The following is a 22,826-nucleotide window of genomic DNA, read 5'->3' on the forward strand; positions in this document are numbered from 1 at the left end:
GAGGGCCGGGATTCTGCGGTCTTGAGTGGTGCGGCCACTCAACGATAGTTGTTGCGGAAACCCGCAGGTCGCGGCTTCGCCATTTCCTTGAGTGGTGTGGCCACTCAAAGGGGAAGGGCGAAGGGGTGCCCGTGGGACGGGATGCGGAGGATGCGGGAGGGTGCCGCGGGGGATGCGGGAGGGTGCCGCGGGGAAGGCGAAGGGGTGCCCGTGGGGCGGGACGCGGGGTATGCGGTGGGACGGGACGCGGGGGACCGCGGGTCTCTGTGCTGGGTGGGCGCTGTTGGGGGAATCGATGCGCCCCTTCACGCCGCGAAAGGGCCGGGTTGTGAAAGAATGGAGCCAGCGCGAATTTTTTCGTGCTGTGAAGCTTTTACACCCATGCGGGACTTCCTGCGGTTGTGCGGCGGCGACACTTACACCACGTGGACGTGGTCGGTGCCAGCGCCCGACCGTGGCATCGGTCCCGCCGCATAACAGGAGATAGTCGTGGCTCAGGGCACTAACCCTACAACCGAAACAGTCGACCGGAATGAAATCGGCGACAAGATCCGCGTGTTCGCTCTGGCGAAGATGCTGGGGATGACGTCGAAGGAGCTCGTAGTTAAGCTAAGCGAGCTTGATCTGAAAAAGGTCGCGCAATCGGCGCTGACGCGTGAGGAAGCCGAGCGCGTGCTGGACCACATCGAAGGTGCCACTGCGCAGGCTGAGCCTGCGGAACCGGTGGAGGTCCAAGACGAAGTGGCCCAGGAAGCGCCCCAGGAAGCACCCCAGGAAGCGGATGAAGCGGATGATGCGAGCGTGGCTGCGGTGGGTGCTGCGCTGGAGGACGTGCTGAAGGAGCTCGTGCCAGCTGAAAGCGATGATTTGCTCACGGATGTGGCGCCGGAGATCACGCCGTTGCCTGAGGATGACACTGAAGCGGCGGCGGAGGCGTATGCGCCGATTTTCAAGGCCGCGCCGCGGTCAACGCGTCGCCGGGCGTCGAGGACATCTGAATCCAGCGCGTCGGAGCGCAATGATGCAGGTGATCAGCTTGACTCCTTTGATGATGACTCGTTAGCGGAGGATGCAACCACCGAGTCGGCAGATGCGACCGAGGGCGGTTCGCGTGGCGGTAAGCGGCGTGGGGGTACGAGGCGGGCGTCGGGTCGTCGTCAAGCGTCTAGCTCTTCGGGCGCGCGCCGGGCTAACGACGAACCCGTTGAGGTCATTGAGGAACCGAAGGCGATCAAGGGCTCCTCGCGGTTGGAGGCGCAGCGCCGGCGCCGCACGGAGCGTCGCGACGAGGACAAGAAGCGCTCGCGGATTGTGTCCCAGCGGGAGTTTTTGGCGCGTCGCGAGGCGATTGAGCGCACGATGGTGGTGCGTGAGCGCGCGCGTCACGACGGGGCGGGCACCATCACCGAAGTGGGTGTGCTGGAAGACGGCAAGCTGGTGGAGCACTTTGTCACCAGCGACCAGAATGCGTCCATCATTGGCAACATCTACCTTGGGCGTGTCCAAAACGTGCTGCCGAGCATGGAGGCCGCGTTCATCGACATCGGGCTGGGCCGCAACGGCGTGCTTTACGCGGGTGAAGTCGACTGGAAGGCCGCGGGGCTTGGTGGGCGCTCCCGCAAGATTGAGCAGGCGCTGAAGAACGGCGACCAGGTGCTCGTGCAGGTAACCAAGGACCCGATCGGCCACAAGGGTGCGCGTCTGACCACGCAGATTTCGCTGGCTGGTCGCTACCTGGTGTACGTCCCAGGCGGACGCACTGCGGGAATTTCGCGCAAGTTGCCCGCGCCGGAGCGCAAGCGTTTGAAAGAGATTCTGGGCCGCGTCGCTGGCAATGAGGGCGGCACGATCATCCGCACCGCCGCCGAGGGCGTGCCGGAGGAAGCGATCGCCGCGGACGTTAACCGACTGCACACGCAGTGGGACACCATTGTTGAGACCGCGGAGAAGAAAAAGAAGGGCCGGGGTGCCAAGCCGGTCACTCTGTACGAAGAGCCGGACCTGCTGGTCAAGGTTGTTCGCGACATGTTCAACGAGGACTTCTCCAAGCTCATTGTTGATGGCACCAAGCCGTGGAACACAGTCCACAAGTACGTCGAATCCGTGGCACCGGATCTGCTGGACCGCGTGGAGAAATTCTCCGCGAGCGACCGCCAAAACAACGATGGCAAGGACGCGTTCGCGCTGTATGACATCGACGGGCAGCTCGCGACCGCGCTGCAGCGCGTGGTTCCGCTGCCGTCCGGCGGTTCGCTGGTGATCGACAAGACCGAGGCGATGACGGTGATTGACGTCAACACCGGCCGCTTCACCGGCGACGGCGGCTCGCTTGAACAAACGGTCACGGCGAACAACATCGAGGCAGCCGAGGAAATCGTTCGCATGCTGCGTCTGCGTGACATCGGCGGCATGATCATCGTCGACTTCATCGACATGATCCTCCCCGAAAACCAAGACCTGGTGCTCCGCCGCTTGAACGAGGCACTGACGCGCGACCGCACGCGCTTCGAGGTCTCCGAGGTCACGTCGCTAGGCTTGGTCCAGCTCACCCGCAAGCGCATCGGCGCGGGCCTGCTGGAGAGCTTCTCCACGAAGTGCGAATGCTGCGACGGCCGCGGCCTCCACATCACGTCGGACCCAGTAGAGCATTCGCTTATCGACGACGACGATGACCGTCGTTCCAAGAAACGCCGCAGCCCGGCGAAGAATCCCGGCGCGCACCCAGCTGCACTAGCGATGAAGAAGCACCGCGGTGAGACTGCCGCTGATTCGGCCGACGATTCCTCCGCCACACCGGCGCACGAGTCGGTTGACGACAATGCCGACGCTTCCCGGGACGAAGTCGAACGCGACGCCGTCGATGTGGCTGACCTCATCGATGCAGTTATCGCGGATCCTGATGCCGATTCTGATCCGGATTCCGCCGACGGCAGCGAGTCCGGCGCTGAAACTGACAACGCTGGCACTGACAACGATGACACTGACAACGCTGAAACTGGGGAAGGCCAGCCCAGCACCCGCCGTCGTGCTTCCCGCCGCCGTGGGCGTCGTGGCTCCGGACGGGGTAAGGGCCGCACCTCAGCTCAGGATGAGCAGGAGGATGCTCCGGCACAGGGCGCACCGGAGGATGCCGCTTCAGCGGACGCCGCGCAGGCGGACACGGCCCAAGCTGATGCTGGGTCTGCACCTGCTCAGACCTACGAAGAAGCGCTCGAGGAATTTGAGAACTCCCCGCGCCGCAAGCGCAAGACCCGTGGCAATTCCCGCTCGGATCACGCACCGCGCCCGGAGGACTTCGAACCAGCTGCGACTTCCAACAAAGACGCTGACGGTGAGCCAGCCGAGCCGGTTGATGCTTCGGCCGACAAGTCTGACGACCACGATTCTGCACGAACGAGTAGCACGAAACGGTCCACACGTGGTCGCCGCCGTGCAACGCGAAAGACCACTAGTTCTGGCTCGGGCCCTGACTCAGGTTCAGACTCGGGCTCAGGCTCCAAGACCGAGTCCGCCAGCGCCGGCTCTGAATCGGCGGAAGACGGAGATGCTGTGCCTGCATCGAAGCCGAAGCGGAGGAGGGCAGCGTCGAAGCGGGCTAATTCGTCTAGCGAATCCGCGCCGGCTCAATCGTCTGCAGATGAGACCGACGCTGAGACTGCCAGTGAGACGGCGGGTGAGACTCGCGGTACTGAGGCTGAAGACCCAGTTGGCAGCGGGGATGGCACTGCGACTCGCGCGAAGGGGCGCCGCAGGGCTGCACGCCGCACGCGAGGCTAGCAGAAACCCCGTTCTTCGTTGCTCCTGGGCCGGTGGCGCAGCGCGGCCCGGCGCGACCCCGTTTGCGCCGTCCGGCGAGGGGTGCTGTAGAGCTGTAGATCCGTAGGGAAATCTGCGGGTCGCGGCCTGCGGGTTTGCGGGCGAAAAACGGAACGGATCTACACGACCCAGTAACGCCCCGGCACTTGGCGGGGATTCTGCCGGTAGCCGGGGCGTTGTCGGATTTTTGCTTAAGGGGTGGCGCGCTCTGGTTGGGCCTGAGGGGGCGGCGCGCGGTTGGGGTTTAGGCGAAGTCGGTGCCGCCCATGTCGGAGCCGTCGAGGTCGTTCATGTCCAGCTCGTCAGTGGTGGGGAACTCCATGGCCTGGTTATCGGTGGTGATGGAGGTCTCCTGGTCGTAGTAGCCGTCGCCGTCGTTGTCGGTGAGCTCGTAGTCGCCGTAGCCGTCGCCGTCGACGTCCACCAGTGCGACATCGGTCATTCCGTCGCCGTCGAGGTCCTGGTGCTCCTCGTTGACGCGGCCATCGTGGTCGGTGTCTACCAGCAGCATGTCGGTGAGGCCATCGCCATCGGTGTCGATCTCCATGGCGTCGATGCGGCCATCGTTGTTGGTGTCGAAGATGATCGCGTCGCCGTAGCCGTCACCGTCCAGGTCAACCTCGACGCCACCGTTCGGGTGCGGTGCGGCAGCAGCCTGGCCGGAGTCAGCGGAGTACTCATCAAGGCTGACGTCGGAGCGGGAGCCGGCATCGGAGGAGCCTGCGGACTCAGGGGCGGGAGCTGTGTCGGTTGCAGTGTCGCCTGGGTCGCCTGCTGGGTCGCTCGGGGAAGATTCTGGGGTGGAGCTTTCCGGGGTGGAGCCTTCGGGCGCTGCGGACTTGGGGGCAGCGGATTCCGGTGCGGCGGACTCTGGTGCGGCGGACTCTGGGGCGGGGGCAGCGGAGCCGGAGCCGGAGCCGGCCAAGTCTTCGCCGAAGGCCCTCTGGTCGGCGTTCGGGCGGCCCTCACCGCTGGTGGAGTCGGTGACGCCGTCGCCGTCGAAGTCGTACTCGTAGTAGTCGGACTTGCCGTCGCCGTCGGTGTCGTAGCTGGCCATGTCTGCCTTGCCGTCGCGGTCGGTGTCAGAGACTCGGACGTCGTAGTTGCCGTCGCCGTTGGTGTCGAACTCTACGGAGTTGATCTTGCCGTCATCATCGGTGTCGCGGATGATGGTGTCCAGTCGGCCGTCGCCAGTGGTGTCGGCGTGGATGGTTTCGGTGTTCCCATCGCGGTTGGTGTCTTCGTAGACGATGTCCGTTGCGCCGTCGCCGTCGGTGTCAAACTCGATTCGCTCTGCGCGGGCGTTGCCGTCGCGGTCGGTGACTCGGGTGTCAGCAACTCCGTCGCCGTCCATGTCCACCATGTAGGTGTCAACTTGGCCGTCACTGTTGGTATCCATCTGTGCGGTGATGTCGCCGGTGTAGGACTCGCCGTTCGGTGCGTCGAACTTGAACTGGTCGTTCTGGTTAGAAGTAGCGGTGGTGTTCGGGTTGGTGTTCTGGTTGGTGTTGTTTTCGCCTGACATTGTTTTTCTCCTTGTATCGCTTGTATCTGCTGTGTGTCTTTTCCGTACCGTCTGTGGTGTCGGTCACTTGTGTAATGCCCAACCTAGGTGCAAGGTTCCCCGGGCGGTTGGAAAATATTGAAACGTTTTGGTCAGGAAATCGTAAACCTTAGGTGAACGCCCTGCGTATTGGCGCCAAGAAAAGAAAGGAGTGGCCGGGAAAAAACGTGAACTTTGGTCATGCATTAGCGGATAGTGGCGCGAAAGCCATGATTAAATCGGAGGGCATGAGCGCGAATACCCAAAGCACCGGACCGCAGCGCACGGCGCGGCAATCGCTCGACCGCGCCGCAGATATCGCGCGCAGATACGGTAAGACGCAATCGGCTGACTTGGCGCAGTCCCTCGTGGGAGCACGTTTCCGCACCGGATCCGTGGTTGTTGTGGGGGAGATAAAGCGGGGGAAGTCGTCGTTGGTCAATGCTCTCGTCGGTAAGCGTGGGTTGTTGCCTGTGGATGTGCTCACGTCGACGTCTGCGCCGATCAGGGTGGCGCTAGCCGCGCCGGGTGAAGGATCAGCCACCCCGCGGGTGGAGGTTGTGCGTGGGGAAGAGAGGCTTGAAGTATCGCCGGAGCAGCTCGGGGACTACGTCACTATCGACGGGATTTCCGGCGGGGGCACGGGTTCGGATGACAATGATTTGGTGTCCGCCGCTGAAGTTCAGCTGGAGAATGCCGATTTGGCGGGGATGACGGTCGTCGATACGCCAGGCGTTGGTGGCTTGGATGAGTACGCGGTGCGCGCGGCGTTTAATGAGGCCCACGAGGCGGGCGTGCTGCTGATGGTGTGTGATGCGTCGACGCCGATCACCAAGCCGGAGATGGAGATTCTTGATGCCGCCCGCGCACGCGTGGGCGCCGTCGTCGTTGCGGTGACAAAGACCGATAAGAACGTCCGTCGGTGGAAGGCGATCGTGGAAGATGACCGCCGGCTGATTCGAGAAAACCTTGGGGCGGACGTGCCTGTCGTGGGGGTGTCGAGCCTGCGGGCGCTGGACGCGATTGATGAAGCGGATCCTGCGCGAAGAGCAGAGATTGAGCGACGCAGCGGGATCACGGAGCTGCGCGCGCAACTAAAAGGCGTGCTGAAAGATCCGGAGACGATGGGCATGATCAGCGGCCTGGACAGTATTGCCGCAACGCTCGCGGGCATCCGCAAGGAGATCGATCAGGACCTTGAGCTGGTCGCGCAACCCAATGAGAGCGTGGACAAGCTTGAAGCCGAGTACCGTGAGTTGGAGAACCTCAAAGAGCACGCCGCCGAGTGGGAGCAGCTGCTTGCGCGCGATATTCAGCTCATGCGCAACCGCATCACGGAAGACTTGGACAGCCAGGTGGAGCAGCTGCGCAACAACTGGACGCACCGTATTAATAACGACGGGATGCGGGTGTTGCGCTCTAAGCCGCAGGTCTTCACAAGCCAGATTGAGGCGGAGCTGACCGAAACAATGCGCGTGACGCTGGCCCGGCAGTTCGACGGGCTGCAAGAGCGCGCGGTGCAGCTGTTCCCAAATCAACCGGACACCGTCCACGCGGTGACGCAGGCGGCGGTGCTGTCCATCGCCCCGGAAGACGTGACCGGCCGTGACGTGGAAAAGAAGACGAAGGACATCTTCGACCCATCGATGGTGTCCGTTGGCGTGATTGGTTCCACGATGCTGGCGGTGATCATTCCGTTTGCCCCGTTGGCCGGCGCGATGTGGGTGGGTGTGCACATGGGCTTCCGCGCGTTGCGCAACGGCAAAACGCACCTGATTCAGTGGCTGCGGGAAATTACGCAAACCACCCGGAGTACGACGGTGCGCATGCTGGACACGATGATCACTGCTGCGCGAACGGAGATGGTGTTGCGCTACCGTGCTCAGTTGCGCCAGCGCACCAAGACGGTCCAAGAGCACATCACGCAGGCGCGCAATGCCGCGCGCGAGTCCGAATCTGAGCGGAAGCAGAAGGTCACCAGGTTGCAGAAGAACCACGCCATTGTGAGTGCGACGATCGAGGAACTCAGCCAGCACGCCGCCCGCCTTCGTGCCGGTGGGCGGGACAACATCACGGCGCAGGGAGGTGCGGCCCATGGTCGCGGATAAGCGTCAGCTTCAGCAAGAACGCTCGAACGATCTCGCGCGGCTGCTGCAACAAGCTGTAGAAGCGCTGGGCAGCGGTGGCCCCGCGTTGGCTGGGCCCGCGAATGAGCTCGCGCAATTGGTCAACCGCCCGATGCGTGTGGCCATCATCGGCCGGCTCAAGTCAGGCAAATCCACTCTGGTCAACGCGCTGACGGAGACGCACATCGCGGCGACAGGGTCGCTGGAATGCACCATGGCGGTCAGCGTGTATGAGGAAGGAGCGCCCGCGCGTGCGGAGGTCGTGGGCCTCGACGAGGCGACGGAGACTATTCCGTTGACCGGCGGCGTGTTGAAGGAGCTTCCGCGGCCGCTGGACGAGGTGGACTTTGTCCGTCAGTTCGTCCCCATCGCGCGATTGCGCACGCTGGGTATCATCGACACCCCCGGTACCGCGACGCTCACCGTTGAAAATGAGGCGCGCACGCGACGCACGCTTATCGACGGCGCGAAAGACACCAAACGGGCCAGTTCCTGGGCGGATGGTGTGGTGTTCTTGTCGGATTCAGCGCCCCGCGATGATGAGCGGACCTTCCTCGCCGACTTGCAGATGACGCCGCTGACCACGATCGGTGTGGTGTCGCGCGCGGACTCTTTTGGCGCAGGTGCCTTTGGGCCTGTGGACCCGCTTCAGCAGGCTGCGACGTACGCGGGGCGGATTGCCCAGCAGCTCAAGGGAAGTGTTGGCGTGATGGTCCCGCTGTCGGGTCTTTTGGCGGAATCCGCGCTCACCGGCAGGGTGCGCGGGGAGACAGTGCGGCAGCTCGCGGCCTTGGCACCGTTGGACCGCGCGACATTATTGGACTTCATTGAGGTGGGCGATCCCTCCCGCGTGGTGGAGGGTTTCAGCGCCGCTGAGCGCGACGAACTGCTTGACGTGGTGGGGGAGTACGGGCTCATGTACGGGCGCCGCGCCGCAGCGGAGGGCGGGCCGACGGGGCTCATGGAGTGGATGAGGCAAACCTCCGGCATTGATCGCCTGACCGAAATCATCACCCAGGACATGCCGTATTACGCGATGCTGCAACGCGCGGTGCGGGTGGTAGACGTTCTCGAGGACCTAGAGAGCAACCCAGCAGCCCGTGATCATGTGCGGTGGGTGATGTCCGTTTTGCTCTCACAACCCGCTATGGAACGGGTGTTGTTGTACCGCAGTTTCATCCGCACCGTGGCGTCGTCCCCGGATTCACAGCTTGTTCCCCGTATCAGCGCCGCCATCCAGGCAACGATCCCCGCGGAAACCGCGGGCGTGGATCCGTCTGCTCCGCCGCAGGCCGTGCAGGAGGCTTTACGACGGGAACTCGGCGTCATGCGTGAGCTGGCAATGACCCCACTGTCTGCCGCGGAAGATGAAGCCCGCGAGCGCCTCATCGTCGCTTACCAAGCCGCTTGGAAGCAGCTTGGAGCTTAAACCGATAAGGTTGTACTGAAAATTACGCTGGCGAAAGGACTTTCAACCAATGACTACGCCGTGGCACCTTGGCATCGATTTTGGTACGTCTAACTCTGCGGCGGCGCACACCAATCCCACGAGCGGTGGGATTGAGACCATTGCGCTGAGCCACCGGTCCAACCTGATGCCCTCTGCCGTCTACGTGGAGAGCGATGGCCGTGGCGTCCTCACTGGTGATGCCGCGTTGCGTGAGGGCCGGCGCGATCCCTCCCGTTTGGTGCTGTCCCCGAAGCGGTTCATTGACCATGACACCGTCCAGCTTGAGGGAGATGACGTAAAAACCACAACCATTATTTCGTCCGTGATCAGCACGATCGCGCAGCGCGCGAAGTCCCAGCACGCCGGCGAAGAGCCAGCGACGGTGACGTTGACCCACCCGGAGCGGTGGTCCAGCCACGCCGTGGGCACGCTTATCGACGCAGCACAGGCAGCGGGCATCTCGGCCGACTCTTTGCGTTTGATTTCTGAGCCGCGCGCGGCCGCTATCCACTACGCGTCCAGCGCACAGATGAACCCCGGCCAGCACGTCGCCGTTTTTGACTTCGGCGGCGGAACACTGGACATTGCCGTTTTGCGTGCGGAACAAGGCGGCGACTTCCGCGTCGTTGCGGCCAAGGGTGACAACTCCTTGGGTGGCCGCACCATCGATAACCTGTTGTTCCGCTGGGTCGTGGACCAAATCGACCACGATGATCCTGACCTGGCAGACGAGCTACGCTCCGCATCCCCCTCTGTCATGAACGCTTTGCAGGAGAACATCCGCGAAGCCAAGGAAATGCTGTCCGATACGTCTTCGGCGACGATCACCATTTCCTCCCCGAGCGGCGAGCATGACGTTTTGATCACCCGCGATGAGTTCATCACCATCATTTCCCAGCCCATTCAACGCGCTGCCGAAATGACCGAGGCCGTTTTGCGGCAAGCTGGCGTGAGCAGCTCCGACACCCCGATCTTCCTAACCGGTGGATCCTCCCGCATCCCGTACGTCCATGAGCAGCTTGGCCGCGTTGGCCGCGTGACCAACTTAGACGATCCGAAGACCGTGGTTGCCCGCGGCGCAGTCGCAGCAACCCTCCCCGGCTTCAGCGAACCAGCCACCGGCGGCCACGCCCCGCAGTTCCAGCAACCTTCCCACCACCAGCCCGCGCAGCAGGAGACAGCGCAGTTCGCGCAGCAGCCGCAACCGGCTCCGCAGACGCAGCACACTCCGCAAACGCAGCACACGCAGCAGTTCCAAGAGGCAGCGCCCCAGTACCGTGCAGCTTCTGCTGGCGCGCCGAGCACCGCCAGCCAGAACGGTTCTACGCCGTCGAGCAGCCCTTCAATGGGAGCGAACAAGAAGTCCAAGGCGCCGTTGTTCATCGGCCTCGCGGCTGCAGCTGCCCTGGTAATCGGCGGTATCTCCTGGGTTGCTCTCTCCGGTGGGGACGGCGGCGATAACGGCGGTGACACCTCAAACACCGCAGACGGCGGAGATTCCAACGGCGGCGACAACGGCACCGGTGGCAACGACAGCGACTCCGGAAATGACGGCGACTCTAATAAGGGCGGCAGCAAGAACGCGCTGTCTGTCGCTGAGGGTTTGGAGGGCTACGTGCCGCTTAAAGAACTCGTCCCGGGTGCAGAGAAAGTCATGCCAGCGAAGCTTGTTGATGCGCTGAGCAAATGCAATACCAAATCCGAGACCCCTAACGACATCGCTGGTGGGTATCTGAAGTGGGCTAAGTCCTCCATTACTTTGAACGGCTGCAACGTTGGTGAAGTCTCCACCACTGGGTACCGGACGTACGGCATCGATCTCGTCGTGGGCGAAGATGCAGTGGAGCTGATGAAACAGGCCGAAGAATCTTCCGATGTCACGCTCAAAGAGCTCGGCGGAAACGGAAACAAGTCTTATTTTGTTGAGCGTGAAACAGGCTTAGCTCCGTTTATGGCCTACTACGAGGATTCGCAACTGGTGGTTATTTCCTCACTCGGAGCCAACGCCGATGAGAAAACTGCTGAGACCTTCGCGAAGGATTACGGTTTCAAATAAGCCTCTCAATAAGCCTTAGTGCGGGGAGTCAACGCCAGCGGCCACCAATGCTTCCTTGAGCTTGGTGCGCGCGCGATTCAGCCTGCTTTTCACCGTGGCCACGGGGACCTCTTGGTGGGCAGCAATCTCGTCATAGGTCAGCCCGGCGTATTCGCGGAGGATGATCGCTTCCCTAAATTCGTCGCCAAGCGTGTTCAGCGCCTCACGCACGACGATGGTGGAGGTGACCTCCTGCGAAATGGGGGCAGAAGAATCCACGTCGTCGTACCCAGTCTGGTCGTCCGGGATCTCGCGGCGCTTGCGCAGAATCTGCAGTGCAGCGTTGGACGTGATGCGGTACATCCACGTGGAAAAACGAGCTTCAGGCTTGAAGCGGTTGATGTTCTTCCAAGCAGAAATCATCGCGTCTTGGATGGCGTCTTCCGCATCATGGGCGCTTCCCGTAACAGAGATGGCAACCGCCCACATCCGGCGATGCGCCTCGCGGATGAGGGCGGCGAAGGCCTTCTGGTCCCCAGCTTGAGCCCGCTCGACGAGTTCGAGTTCCGTTGCGCGGTCCACGTTGCCTCCTAGAATCCTGCGAGCGGGTCGTCGGTGCCGTAGTCGGATCCGTAGTCGGTGCCGAAGTCGGTCCCGTAATCGGAGCCATAATCGGATCCATAATCGCCGAACTCGTCGGAAGACTCGGTGCCGAAGTCCGTGTCACCAGCCGGGCTGTCCTCTAAGTACAACCCGGAGTCGCTTTCGCCATCTGGGTAGTGCTCGGCGAAGAAGTTGTTGTCGCTTCCCGCGAGGTCAGCGCCGTCGGTCTCGGCGAAGGAATCCAGATCGACGAGGTCGTCGGTGACCGGATCAACTAGAAGGGAGTCGGGGTCGGGAATGAGGTCAGTTCCCGGATCGGGGGTTTCCGGATCGAACGCGACCTCGAGCATGCTGTTCAAAGCCTCGTCGGTAATGGGGCTGTTGGGGAACAAATCCTCAAAAGCGGGAAGTGTGAAAGAGTCAGTAATCTCGCTCATTGGTACGACCTCCTTTCAGCTGTGAGTGGTAGATAGCTGTCTTTTGTCTTCCGCCAGTCTAATGCGTTAAAACGGCAAAAGGTTCCCGGAAGTTGATGGCACTCTTAATGGCAGGGTTGATAGTGCAATGCGGTTTGGAGTTTAAGCCCTGCTCGGTGTAGTCTTTGACAGTCGCTGTTTTGGGGCCGCGCAGACCGCGATGAGCATGCACGCGATTGTGAAGTGGGGGCTAGATAAAACTAGCCTGGATATGGCCCCGAAGCGCTAAGAAAATCACTGTCCACGCACGGGGTTGAAGCATGCTGATCCTGTGCACGATGAGTAAAGGGGTAGCCCTCTTATGTACGCGATCGTCAAAACCGGCGGCAAGCAGTACAAGGTCGCTGAAGGCGACCTGCTCCGCGTCGAGAAGCTCGAGGGTGAAGCTGGCAGCAAAGTTGAGCTCACCCCGGTGCTTGTCGTCGACGGCGCAAACGTCACGTCCAGCGCAGACGACCTGGCTAAGGTGAACGTCTCCGCGGAGATCGTCGAGCACGGTAAGGGCCCGAAGATCAACATCATGAAGTACAAGAACAAGACCGGTTACAAGCGTCGCATTGGCCACCGCCAGCCGCAGACCACCATCAAGATCACCGGTATCAAGTAAACCCCGCAAGACTTCACTTAAGGAGAATTCACAATGGCACACAAGAAAGGTGCATCCAGCTCCTCCAACGGCCGTGACTCGGAGTCCAAGCGCCTCGGCGTGAAGCGCTTCGGCGGCCAGCAGGTTAAGGCCGGCGAGATCATCGTTCGCCAGCGCGGCACCAAGTTCCACCCGGGCGACAATGTCGGCCGTGGCGGCGATGACACGTTGTTCGCTCTGGCAGCGGGCGCTGTTCAATTCGGCACCAAGCGCAACCGCCGCATCGTGAACATCGTTCCGGCTGACGGCGCAGGCGTTGCTTCTGAGGTCCTCGAGGCAGCAGAGAACGCTGGCGTTGTTGAGGAAGGTACGCTCGAGGAAGCTACGGCTACCGCCTAAGCTTGTCGACGAGCAGTTTTTAGCGCTTACCCCGGCCGGGTAGGCGCTATTATTTTTGCAAACTAAAGGGGCCCTTCAGAAAGGGTGCCTTAGGTGAGAAAGATCGGAAAGGAAACGCCATGGCGCAGTTTGTTGACCGGGCGGTGCTACACCTCCAAGCGGGTGACGGCGGCCACGGCTGTACCTCGGTGCACCGCGAAAAGTTCAAGCCACTCGGCGGGCCTGACGGCGGCAATGGGGGCCACGGGGGAGACATCATTTTGGAAGTCTCGCCCCAAGTACACACCCTGCTGGACTTCAAGTTCCGTCCCCACCTGAAATCCGAACGCGGTGGAAACGGAGAAGGGGATCACCGAAACGGCGCGCGCGGCCAAGACTTGGTGCTGCCGGTGCCCGTTGGAACAGTGGTTCGCTCTGCTGACGGCGAGATTTTGGCTGACCTCACGGAGGTGGGCACTCGTTTTGTCGCGGCGGAAGGCGGCTTTGGTGGTTTGGGTAACGCGGCGTTGGCTACCGCGAAGCGCAAAGCGCCAGGTTTTGCGCTGAAAGGCGAACCGGGACAGGCGCACGACCTGATATTGGAACTGAAGTCCATGGCGGATGTGGGCCTTGTTGGCTTCCCCTCGGCAGGCAAATCGTCCTTGGTTTCTGTGCTGTCCGCTGCTAAACCGAAAATCGCGGACTACCCGTTCACCACGTTGCAGCCGAACCTTGGTGTGGTGGACGTGGGGCATGACACGTTTACCATCGCGGACGTCCCCGGCCTGATCCCCGGGGCAAGTGAGGGCAAGGGCCTTGGCTTGGATTTCCTTCGCCACATTGAGCGCACCGCGGTGTTGGTGCACGTGGTGGACACCGCCTCGATGGAACCGGGCCGGGACCCGATTTCTGACATTGAGGCTCTCGAATCCGAACTTGATGCCTATGCCGACCAACTAGAGATGGACTCGGGCTTGGGCGATCTACGCGAGCGCCCGCGCGTGATCGTGCTGAACAAGGTCGATATTCCCGATGCCAAAGAGCTCGCCGAATTCCTCCACGATGATCTCAGCGAGCGTTTCGGATGGCCGATTTACGCCATTTCCACGGCCACGCACGAAGGGCTCAATGACTTGAAGTGGGCCCTGTGGGAGATCGTGAAACGAGCTCGCCGGTCGCGCCCGAAGACCGTGGCGAGCGCTAGCGTGCAGGTCATTAGGCCACAGGCCGTCGATAAGCATGATGATGGCGTGCTTGTTGTGCCAGACCCCGAATTCGAAGGTGGCTGGCTGGTGACGGGGGAGAAGGCACAACGCTGGATCCGCCAGACCGACTTTGAAAATGATGAGGCCGTAGGCTACCTTTCTGACCGCTTGAACAAGGCTGGCGTGGAGGATCAACTGCGCAAACTCGGCGCCAATGAGGGCGACACGGTGACCATCGGCGAGATTTCCTTCGATTGGGAGCCGTCTATCGGTGGCGACCCCACGATGGCTGGCCGCGGCCAGGACGCGCGGTTTGGTGGTTCAGACCGCATGTCTGCTGCCGAACGCAAGCGCGCTTCCCAGGCACGCCGCGGACTTATCGACGAGTTCGACTACGGTGACGACGCGCAGGCCGACACCGAGCGCTGGCAGGGCTAGCCGTACACTTGAGCACCATGTCCACTGAGTCCGCCACGCCTGCATCGATCACATCCTCACGCCTTCGCAGCCACATTGCTACCGCGAAGCGTGTGGTGGTCAAGATCGGGACGAGTTCCCTGGTGGGTCCGGACTTCCGGGTGAGCCAAGACCGGATTGACGTGATCGTGGACGCGCTTGAGGCGCGGATGGCCCGCGGCAGCGACGTGGTGGTTGTGTCCTCAGGTGCTATTGCGGCGGGCATGGAACCGCTGGGGCTGAAACTGCGTCCGCAGGATTTGGCAACGAAACAGGCGGCGGCATCGGTGGGCCAAGTACACCTAGCTCAGGCGTGGGCAGCGTCGTTTGCCCGCTATGGCCGCACGATTGGCCAGGTGCTTCTCACCCAGGCGGACGCGGGCATGCGTGAGCGGGCCCGCAACGCGCAACGCACGATTGACCGGTTAAGGCAGCTTGGTGTCGTTCCCATCGTCAATGAAAACGACACCGTGGCAACGTCGGAGATGCGCTTCGGCGACAACGACCGACTATCGGCGATTGTGTCCACGTTGATCGCTGCGGATGCGCTGGTGTTGCTGTCCGATGTGGATGGGTTGTATGACAAAAACCCGGCCGAACCGGGCGCGAAATTCATCGACGAGGTCCGCTCCGGCAAGGACTTAGATGCCGTCACTGCTGGCGACGGCGGCGCGTTGGGCACAGGCGGGATGGCCGCGAAGGTCTCCGCTGCCAGGCTGGCCGCGCGCGGCGGGGTGCCGGTGCTTCTCACATCGGCAGACAACATCACCCAAGCGCTACACGACGCATCGGTGGGCACCGTGTTCCACACTCGGCCTGAATCGAAACTTTCAGCGTGGAAGTTCTGGGCCCTGTACGCGGCGGATGCGGAAGGCGTCCTGCGGCTCGATCAGGGCGCGGTCGACGCGGTGACGCGCGGCGGCACCTCGCTGCTGGCGGTGGGAATCACCGACACCGAGGGCGATTTTCATGCCGGCGATATCGTCGAGATTCTTGGCCCCAAGGGCCAAGCGGTCGGCCGCGGACTGACTACGTACTCCGCCCGCGAACTTGGGACGATGGTGGGCAAGCGAACGGAGGACTTGCCTGAGCACCAACGCCGCGCGGTTGTTCACGCGGACTATTTGTCGAACTTCGCCTCGCGCCTTTAGGCGGCACCGATATGTCAACTCAACGCAGTGCACTTACTTCTTACCAAGCCAAGTTCTTTGCCAATGAGCTTGAGCGTTCCCATGCGAACGACCATGTCGGAAAACTCGTGGGCTTGCTGTTCGATGCCCAAGTTGAGCCGAAACCTCACCAGATTGATGCCGCACTTTTCGCCCTGAACACGCCCTTCCAGAAGGGCGTCATCCTTGCTGACGAGGTCGGTCTGGGCAAGACAATTGAGGCTGGCATCGTTGTGTCGCAGTACTGGGCTACGGCTCGCTATTGAAAAAGGTCTCGAAAGTGGCTTTGGCGATCCGTTGGATTTCGATACGTACCTAGAGGACGTTAAGAATGCACGAATTCAAACTCAGTAGGGAAACGCGTAGCGTTTTAAAATCCCCGGCCGCGGTTACTCATCTCGTGTTCTATGTAGCCTACTTTTTCGGCACAGCTAGTCCCGCGTCATAGGCGATGATGACAAGGTGTACCCGGTCGCGCGCATCGAGCTTGGTCAAGAGACGTCCCACATAACTTTTCACGGTTGTCTCCGCCATAAACAGCGAGGCGGCAATCTCCTGATTCGACATTCCTTGCCCGATAGCGGTGAGCACTTCGATCTCGCGAGGGGACAGATCGTTTGACAACGCCTCCGCTCGAGCACTCGGGCTTGGCGCTTTCATGTGCGGGCGGAAGCGCTCCACGAGGCGTGCCGTGGCTGTAGGGGCCAGCATCGCGTTACCGAATGCGATTGTCCGGATCCCTGCTATGAGGTCTTGCGCACCACAGTCTTTAAGCAAGAACCCCGATGCCCCGGCTGCGAGTGCCTCGTAGACGTACTCGTCGTGATCAAAAGTGGTCAGGATGAGCACTTTTGTTGTGTGTTCTTCGGCCACGATGACTCTGGTTGCGTCGATGCCGTTCATGCGAGGCATACGAACGTCCATGCAGCACACGTCTACTTCGATGCCGGACCGCAGTAATTCCAACGCCGCGGCACCATCCTCGGCTTCGGCAACGACGTCAATATCAGGCTCAGTGCTAAGAACCAGGCGGAAGCCGGTGCGGACGAGCTCCTGATCGTCGATAAGCATCACGCGAATTGCGCCGCTCATGGTGCCACCTCACTCGCGAGGAAGGGAACCTGGGCCACCACCGCAAACCCGCCTCCTGGGCGCGGACCAGCTGCGTACTCGCCGCCCACGCTGCGGGCGCGTTGTGCCATGTTCGACAAACCATTGCCACGCGAATCGTCAATGCTTATGGTCGGTCCGTCGTTGAGAATCTCAACGCGCAGGTGGCCAGGAACCTCGCTCACCACTACCTGGGCGCGGGCATCCTCGCTGGCGTGGCGCAACACATTGGTCAGCGCTTCCTGAACGATGCGGTAGAGCGCGACGTGGGAAGAGGGGCCGAGCTCAACCCGGTCGAGGTCAACCTCACTGACCAGGTTGAAGCGCGCGCCCGTCGGATCACAGGAACGCACTAGGTCCGGCAGCTGCCCAAGCGTGGGTTGGGGAGCGTGCTCTTCTACGGGCGAGTCGATGGCATGAGCTAGCGTGCGGGTTTCGCGCAGAGCGATGACCGCAGCGTCGTGAGCTGCTTCGACCGCTTCGCGAGCCGATGAGGCAGCGGCGGGGTCGTGCTTGAGTAGGTGTGCTGCGGCGTCTGTCTGCACTGCAATGACTGCGAGGGAATGAGCGAGAATGTCGTGCACATCAGCAGCGATACGGGACCGCTCTTGCGCGATCGCTAGTTCCATAGTCAGTGCGCGATCGCGCTCGAGCTGCGCAGCTTTTTGTCTTTCGACTAAGAAGCGCTGTTTTTGCATCTGAACCACCCGGCCGAGCAGGGCAGCGAAGCCAACCGGAACGACCCACGCTATCAGCTCCGGAAATACATCGGTGGTCCAGTCGACGACTGTTTTTGGGGCACGTTCGGCGGGGTCTAAAGCTAGCCAATATTTTAACCGCGACGCCCATCTGTGCGCGGCAAAGGCCAGCAGTGTGGCGCATGCCCAACAGACAGTGGGCCTCCACTGTCGTAGAGCGGCAATTGCGCAAAGGCCCAGTAGGGGGACAACGTTTCCGAAGGTGAGCTCGTAGGAAATGCACCCCTGGACGACGGCCGGCGGTACGCTCAGGAACATAGTGAGTTCAGGCTTGGCAAAGACGAACACCAAGGGCGTTACGAATGCCATTGCAAGAAGCACATTCGGCCATTCCTCGGGCGCGGGATACAACCTCAAAGCCCCTAACAACGTGTTCGGAAACAAAATGAGTGCCGCCGCGGCGCCCCACATCAAGGGGCGGTCGTCCAACTGCTGTTCAAGAGCATGCCCGAGGCGCTGCCCGAACGTTCCCTGATTGTCAGCCATAACCTGAATCATCCTCACCAAACTGCATTTCTCACATCCTCCTGGGGTAGACCACGAACATGTACCAGGGAACGATGCGGAAGCGATCGCGTACACGGGACACTACAGGTCATGTCACACCATCCCTTGTTGCGCATCGAAAACCTAGAGAAAACTTTCGGCACAGGAGAAAACAGTGTTCGCGCTCTTGACCGGGTAAGCCTCGAGATTCCCCGGGGACAATTCGTCGCCATCATGGGCCCGTCGGGTTCTGGGAAATCGACGCTGTTGCAGTGTGCTGCGGGACTTGATTCGGTGGACTCGGGTCGCGTGTTCTTACGGGGAGACGAGCTAAGCGCCATGTCCGATGACGATCTCACGCTCACCCGCCGCGAGCGCATCGGGTTTATTTTCCAAGCCTTCAACCTTTTGCCGACGATGACGGCCCGCGACAATATCGCCCTACCGTTGGCGATGGGCAGGAAGAAAATCGATGACGCATGGTTTGGTCATGTGGTGGACATGCTCGGCTTGCGTGACCGTCTCTCCCACCGTCCAGCAGAGCTTTCGGGAGGTCAGCAGCAGCGCGCCGCGATTGCTCGAGCGTTGATCACACGGCCGGACATCATTTTCGCCGATGAACCAACAGGAGCGCTCGACCAGGACACCAGCGAGACCCTTCTGCGATTCTTGCGGAAGTGCACTGATGAGCTTGGCCAAACGCTCATCATGGTGACGCATGATCCGGCAGTCGCCCAGTGGTCTGATCGACTCATCGAGTTCAGTGACGGCCGCATCGTCCGCGACTCCGACAGGCAACTGGTGAGATAGCATGCGCAAAACATCACGCCTCTCACCGGCGGCGACCATTGCGGTGTTGTTTGCTACTGCCTTGGTCAGTTTCGCCTTCTTCCTGCAAGCCAGCGTGAAAGATCACCTTGAACGCGCTGTGCGCGTATCCGTTCCTGACGCATCCGTCGTGGTTACTGGTGACAGTTCGGGAGCCACCATCCCCGCTTCGCTCGCGCACCGAATCCGTTCGGTTCCCGGGGTGACAGGTGTCAAAGAGCAGGTCTTCGGGGTTGGGGTCGCGGACGACGAACTTGGCGCGGCGGTTGGAGTGCAATCGCTCATCGACGCCACCGGCTACGACCTTGTCGACGGCCGCTTGCCGGCAGGCGACAATGAAGCCCTCCTCGTTATGGTTCCCGATTTACCGACGCGTTACGTGACCGGCGCCGAGATTGCTGTTGAAGGGCAAAAAGGGAACGTGGAGAAGATCACCATAGTGGGCACTGCTACCGCTGAGCTGGGTGCAACTGAGACACCGGATCTACCGACATTGATCTGCTCGTTCCCAGCGGCGCAGCGCCTCCTTGGCATAGAGGGGAGCTCAAGACTCTTGGTGAGTGCAGATGGTGACAGTACTACGGTGCGCGCGGAGATCAACGATGCAGCCACAGCGCAACGGGATTCTTGGGCCGTGCAATCGGTCGACGAGTACGCAGCCGCTAACGCCTCGAAGTTCGCTACCGGAGCGCGCACCGTCATGCTCGTCTTGGGGTTGCTCACGGGAGTGTCGATCTTGGCTGCACTGGTCGTGGTGGGAAACACCTACAAACTTCAGCTGGCCCGCAGTACCCGCGAGATTGCCTTGTTGCGGTGCATTGGTGCCTTGCGCCGACAGGTATTCGTCCGCACCGTCATCAATGCAGTGTTCGTTGGCGCACTCGGTGCAACGGGTGGAATTGCGCTCGGTGCTGCCATTGGTGTGGTTGTCCTGGGGGGTGTGCCGACGGCGGCCGCACATCCCGGATTCTGGGGCAGACTCTTCGCGCTGGGCCTTGCAGCCGGAGTGTTACCCAGCGTCCTCGCAGCGGTTCGTCCCGCGCGGCGGGCAGCTAAAATCGCGCCGATCGAAGCACTGCGCCAGGCAGATCCGGACTCGGCAAGAACACAGCGCTCGCGACGGGTCCACGTAGCGATCGGTCTCGGCCTCATTGTTATTGGAATCGCCGCGGCGATAGCCGGGGGTGTATCGAAGTCACTGTATCTCGTCATCCTAGGGGTGGTTATCGCCTGCGGTGGCTTAGTACTGGCCGCGGCGCCGGTGTTCACCTGGGTTGCGGGCGTGTTGGGTGCGCTCGGTGGCTCCCGAACAAAAAATGCCGATGAGCAGCTCAAACGCAACCCCGCCAGGTCGGGTGCCACAGCAGTTGCAGTGTGGCTAGGCACCACGCTGCTCACGACGTTACTGATTGGCGGAGCCACCGCACAGTCCACTCTGACAGAGGCAGTCGACGGCTCGACACCCACGGATGTGTTTGTCACGCCTGATGATGATCCGAAGCGCTTGGCCGACCGGATTAACCGACTTTCAGATGTGACTGCGGCCACCCCGGTTGCGGGCGTCATGCTCGACGCTGAATTTGCCACGAATAGCAACCCTCTCAACGTCGTGGGGTGGACCCCGGAGTTTTTGAACGTGCTCACCACGGAATCGCATATTCCTGAACCGGACCCGGGAACGATCATTCTTCCGCCAACCCCCGATACAACCAGGGGAGAGGGGCCGGTCATGGTGACCCTGAAACAGGATGGGTACGAGCGCACATTCACCGTGATGGTCATCGACGGGGCACCCATGCTCGGCATTATGAACCGTGCCGACCTCAATGAATTGGCTGGGGTGTCGCAGGATGTATGGGTGGCATTAGCGCCAGACGTTGACACGCTCAACGGCATGGACACGGTGGCGGGAATCCCTGGTGTCGCAGCTCTCAGTAGCCCAGCACTGCAAAGACAACAGCTGAATAAGGAAATTGGAGGCTACATCAATATTGCTATTGCGTTCATTGCCGTAGCCTTACTCATATCAGTTGTGGGTTTATCCAATGCAGTTGCCTTGTCGGTCACGGAACGAACTCGGGAGTTCGGGTTGCTGCGCGCGTTAGGTGCCCTAAGAAGACAGCTCGTGGAAATGATCCTCACCGAAACACTTCTGCTAGCTGGTGCGGCTGGGGTCCTCGGGGTAGGGTTTGGCATCGTGTTTGGAGTGAGCGCCTCCCACGCGTTGCTTGGCGGCGAGCAGCTACACGTTCTCATTGACATCCCTTGGCTCGCTCTGACCGTGGTGTTGGCGGGCCTCATGGTTGCCTGCGTTCTGGCGGCGCTACTGCCAGCACGGCGGGCGGCACATATCCCGCCTGTTGCGGCACTAGGGAAGTGAAGCATACGCCCGGCCACAAAATATCGTTCCGAAGAACTGGCCAGCTACAAAACCGCAGGTCGCAACAGGGGGGTGTTGACTTCGGAACGATGTTTACTCGGTAGAATATGCGGGCATGAGCGAGATCACTGGCGCACGAGCTGAAGAGCGCGAAGAAGTCCTCACCAAAGCACGCGCGGCCAAGGCCGTTGCACCGCAACTTGCTGTGTTGCCCACGCCGGCGAAGGATGCGTTGCTGCTCGCCGCGGCTGATGCGCTGATCGCGCGTAGCGACGAGATTTTGGCAGCGAATGCCGAAGACATCGCCGCTGGTCGTGCGGCTGGGTTGGATGAGGCGCTGATTGACAGGCTTAGTCTTGATACGGCACGCATCGAGGGGATCGCTGCCGGATTGCGCCAGGTTGCTGCGCTGACGGATCCGGTGGGTCAGGTGCTGCGTGGGTCGAACATGCCCAACGGCATCAAGATGAAGCAGGTCCGCGTCCCGCTGGGCGTGATGGGCATGGTGTACGAGGCACGTCCGAACGTGACTGTTGATGCTTTCGGTTTAGCGCTGAAGTCCGGCAATGTCGCGCTGCTGCGCGGCTCGAAGTCGGCGCGCCGCTCCAACGAGGCGCTGGTGAACATCCTGCAAGACGTCGCGCAGAGCCACGGGTTGTCGCGCGACATCGTGCAGCTTTTGCCCTGTGAGACCCACGATTCGGTGAAGGATCTGATTACCGCGCGCGGTTTGGTAGACGTGGTGATCCCGCGCGGAGGTGCGCGTTTGATTGAGACGGTGGTGACTAACGCGACCGTGCCTGCGATTGAGACGGGAACGGGCAAGTGCCACTTCTACATCGACAAGGACGCGGATCTTGATGAGGCCATCGCGCTGCTGCTCAACGGCAAGACCCGCAGGGTGTCGGTCTGCAACGCGACGGAGACGGCGCTCATTGATGCGTCGCTTAGCGACGAAGCGAAGCTGCGCATCCTCACCTCTCTTCAGGACGCGGGCGTGACGGTCCACGGGGACGTCGAGGTGCTTGGGGCCTTCGGCGCCGTTGACGTTGTGCCGGCGACGGAAGAGGATTGGCGCGATGAGTACCTGTCAATGGACATTGCTGTCGCTGTCGTCGACGGTGTGGACGGTGCCGTCGAACACATTGCGCAGTGGTCGACGAAGCACACTGAGGCTATTGCATCGACCAACGCGGCGACGCTGCAGGAGTTCGCGGATCGCGTTGATGCGGCGGCAGTGATGCTCAACGCATCTACGGCATTCACCGACGGCGAGCAGTTCGGAATGGGCGCGGAGATCGGGATCTCTACCCAAAAACTCCACGCCCGCGGCCCCATGGCGTTGCCGGAGCTGACCAGCACGAAGTGGATTCTGGAAGGCACAGGCCAGACGCGGCCGTAGAGTCCCCATGACCTACGCC

The 22,826-nt window shown here is 61.5% G+C and carries 15 protein-coding genes and 2 pseudogenes; 12 read left to right on the forward strand and 5 right to left on the reverse strand.

Going from position 1 to position 22,826, the window contains the following annotated elements:
- The first annotated feature begins 489 nt into the window (after positions 1–489).
- The gene (locus CAQUA_RS02975) at positions 490–3,777 is read left to right on the forward strand and encodes a translation initiation factor IF-2 N-terminal domain-containing protein (protein WP_290178661.1); all 3,288 of its coding nucleotides are present in this window, start codon (positions 490–492) and stop codon (positions 3,775–3,777) included.
- 283 nt (positions 3,778–4,060) lie between these two features.
- Here CAQUA_RS02975 and CAQUA_RS02980 read toward each other — a convergent pair whose 3' ends face one another.
- Positions 4,061–5,341: a hypothetical protein gene (locus tag CAQUA_RS02980; protein ID WP_196824590.1), complete on the reverse strand. Its 1,281-nt coding sequence runs from the start codon at positions 5,339–5,341 to the stop codon at positions 4,061–4,063.
- Positions 5,342–5,607: 266 nt separating this feature from the next.
- Here CAQUA_RS02980 and CAQUA_RS02985 point away from each other — a divergent pair, with 266 nt between their 5' ends.
- Genes CAQUA_RS02985 through CAQUA_RS02995 form a run of 3 tightly spaced genes read left to right on the forward strand, consistent with a single transcriptional unit; the run spans position 5,608 to position 10,991 of the window.
- Positions 5,608–7,467 carry a dynamin family protein gene (locus CAQUA_RS02985; RefSeq protein ID WP_196824589.1) on the forward strand — a complete coding sequence of 620 codons (1,860 nt, stop codon included), beginning with the start codon at positions 5,608–5,610 and terminating at the stop codon, positions 7,465–7,467.
- The gene (locus tag CAQUA_RS02990; protein WP_196824588.1) at positions 7,454–8,914 is read left to right on the forward strand and encodes a dynamin family protein; all 1,461 of its coding nucleotides are present in this window, start codon (positions 7,454–7,456) and stop codon (positions 8,912–8,914) included. Before CAQUA_RS02985 ends, CAQUA_RS02990 begins: the two co-directional genes overlap by 14 nt.
- Positions 8,915–8,963: 49 nt before the next feature.
- A complete protein-coding gene (locus tag CAQUA_RS02995; RefSeq protein WP_196824587.1) occupies positions 8,964–10,991 on the forward strand; it encodes an Hsp70 family protein in 2,028 nt (675 codons plus the stop codon).
- Positions 10,992–11,006: 15 nt separating this feature from the next.
- Here the strand turns inward: CAQUA_RS02995 and CAQUA_RS03000 are convergent, their stop codons facing one another.
- Entirely contained in the window at positions 11,007–11,552 is a 546-nt protein-coding gene (locus CAQUA_RS03000; RefSeq protein ID WP_196824586.1) for an RNA polymerase sigma factor, read from the reverse strand.
- Positions 11,553–11,560: 8 nt separating this feature from the next.
- Positions 11,561–12,010 (reverse strand): hypothetical protein, encoded by a 450-nt coding sequence (locus CAQUA_RS03005; RefSeq protein ID WP_196824585.1) that lies wholly within the window; start codon positions 12,008–12,010, stop codon positions 11,561–11,563.
- 340 nt (positions 12,011–12,350) lie between these two features.
- Here CAQUA_RS03005 and rplU point away from each other — a divergent pair, with 340 nt between their 5' ends.
- From rplU to CAQUA_RS03030, 5 genes and pseudogenes are all read left to right on the forward strand, one after another.
- On the forward strand, positions 12,351–12,656 hold the full coding sequence (gene rplU, locus CAQUA_RS03010; RefSeq protein WP_196824584.1) for a 50S ribosomal protein L21: 306 nt from the start codon (positions 12,351–12,353) through the stop codon (positions 12,654–12,656).
- A gap of 33 nt (positions 12,657–12,689) precedes the next feature.
- A pseudogene (gene rpmA, locus CAQUA_RS03015) lies at positions 12,690–12,947 on the forward strand (50S ribosomal protein L27); the annotation flags it as partial.
- 206 nt (positions 12,948–13,153) lie between these two features.
- Positions 13,154–14,656, forward strand: a complete 1,503-nt coding sequence (gene obgE, locus CAQUA_RS03020; RefSeq protein WP_196824582.1) for a GTPase ObgE — start codon at positions 13,154–13,156, stop codon at positions 14,654–14,656.
- A gap of 17 nt (positions 14,657–14,673) precedes the next feature.
- A complete protein-coding gene (gene proB, locus CAQUA_RS03025) occupies positions 14,674–15,825 on the forward strand; it encodes a glutamate 5-kinase (RefSeq protein ID WP_196824581.1) in 1,152 nt (383 codons plus the stop codon).
- A gap of 11 nt (positions 15,826–15,836) precedes the next feature.
- Positions 15,837–16,094 (forward strand): annotated as a pseudogene (locus tag CAQUA_RS03030) (hypothetical protein); the annotation flags it as partial.
- Positions 16,095–16,257: 163 nt separating this feature from the next.
- Here CAQUA_RS03030 and CAQUA_RS03035 read toward each other — a convergent pair.
- Positions 16,258–16,935: a response regulator transcription factor gene (locus CAQUA_RS03035; protein WP_196824580.1), complete on the reverse strand. Its 678-nt coding sequence runs from the start codon at positions 16,933–16,935 to the stop codon at positions 16,258–16,260.
- A complete protein-coding gene (locus CAQUA_RS03040) occupies positions 16,932–18,197 on the reverse strand; it encodes a sensor histidine kinase (RefSeq protein ID WP_196824579.1) in 1,266 nt (421 codons plus the stop codon). The genes CAQUA_RS03035 and CAQUA_RS03040 overlap by 4 nt, the downstream gene beginning before the upstream one ends.
- 234 nt (positions 18,198–18,431) lie before the next feature.
- Here CAQUA_RS03040 and CAQUA_RS03045 point away from each other — a divergent pair, with 234 nt between their 5' ends.
- The 3 genes from CAQUA_RS03045 (at position 18,432) to CAQUA_RS03055 (ending at position 22,807) form a co-directional block, all read left to right on the forward strand.
- Positions 18,432–19,007 carry an ABC transporter ATP-binding protein gene (locus CAQUA_RS03045; protein ID WP_231375864.1) on the forward strand — a complete coding sequence of 192 codons (576 nt, stop codon included), beginning with the start codon at positions 18,432–18,434 and terminating at the stop codon, positions 19,005–19,007.
- A gap of 1 nt (position 19,008) precedes the next feature.
- Positions 19,009–21,405 carry an FtsX-like permease family protein gene (locus CAQUA_RS03050; RefSeq protein ID WP_196824577.1) on the forward strand — a complete coding sequence of 799 codons (2,397 nt, stop codon included), beginning with the start codon at positions 19,009–19,011 and terminating at the stop codon, positions 21,403–21,405.
- Between the two features lie 115 nt (positions 21,406–21,520).
- Entirely contained in the window at positions 21,521–22,807 is a 1,287-nt protein-coding gene (locus tag CAQUA_RS03055; protein ID WP_196824576.1) for a glutamate-5-semialdehyde dehydrogenase, read from the forward strand.
- Positions 22,808–22,826 lie beyond the last annotated feature (19 nt).

The organism is Corynebacterium aquatimens, assembly GCF_030408395.1.
In the GTDB taxonomy this organism is placed as follows: domain Bacteria; phylum Actinomycetota; class Actinomycetes; order Mycobacteriales; family Mycobacteriaceae; genus Corynebacterium; species Corynebacterium aquatimens.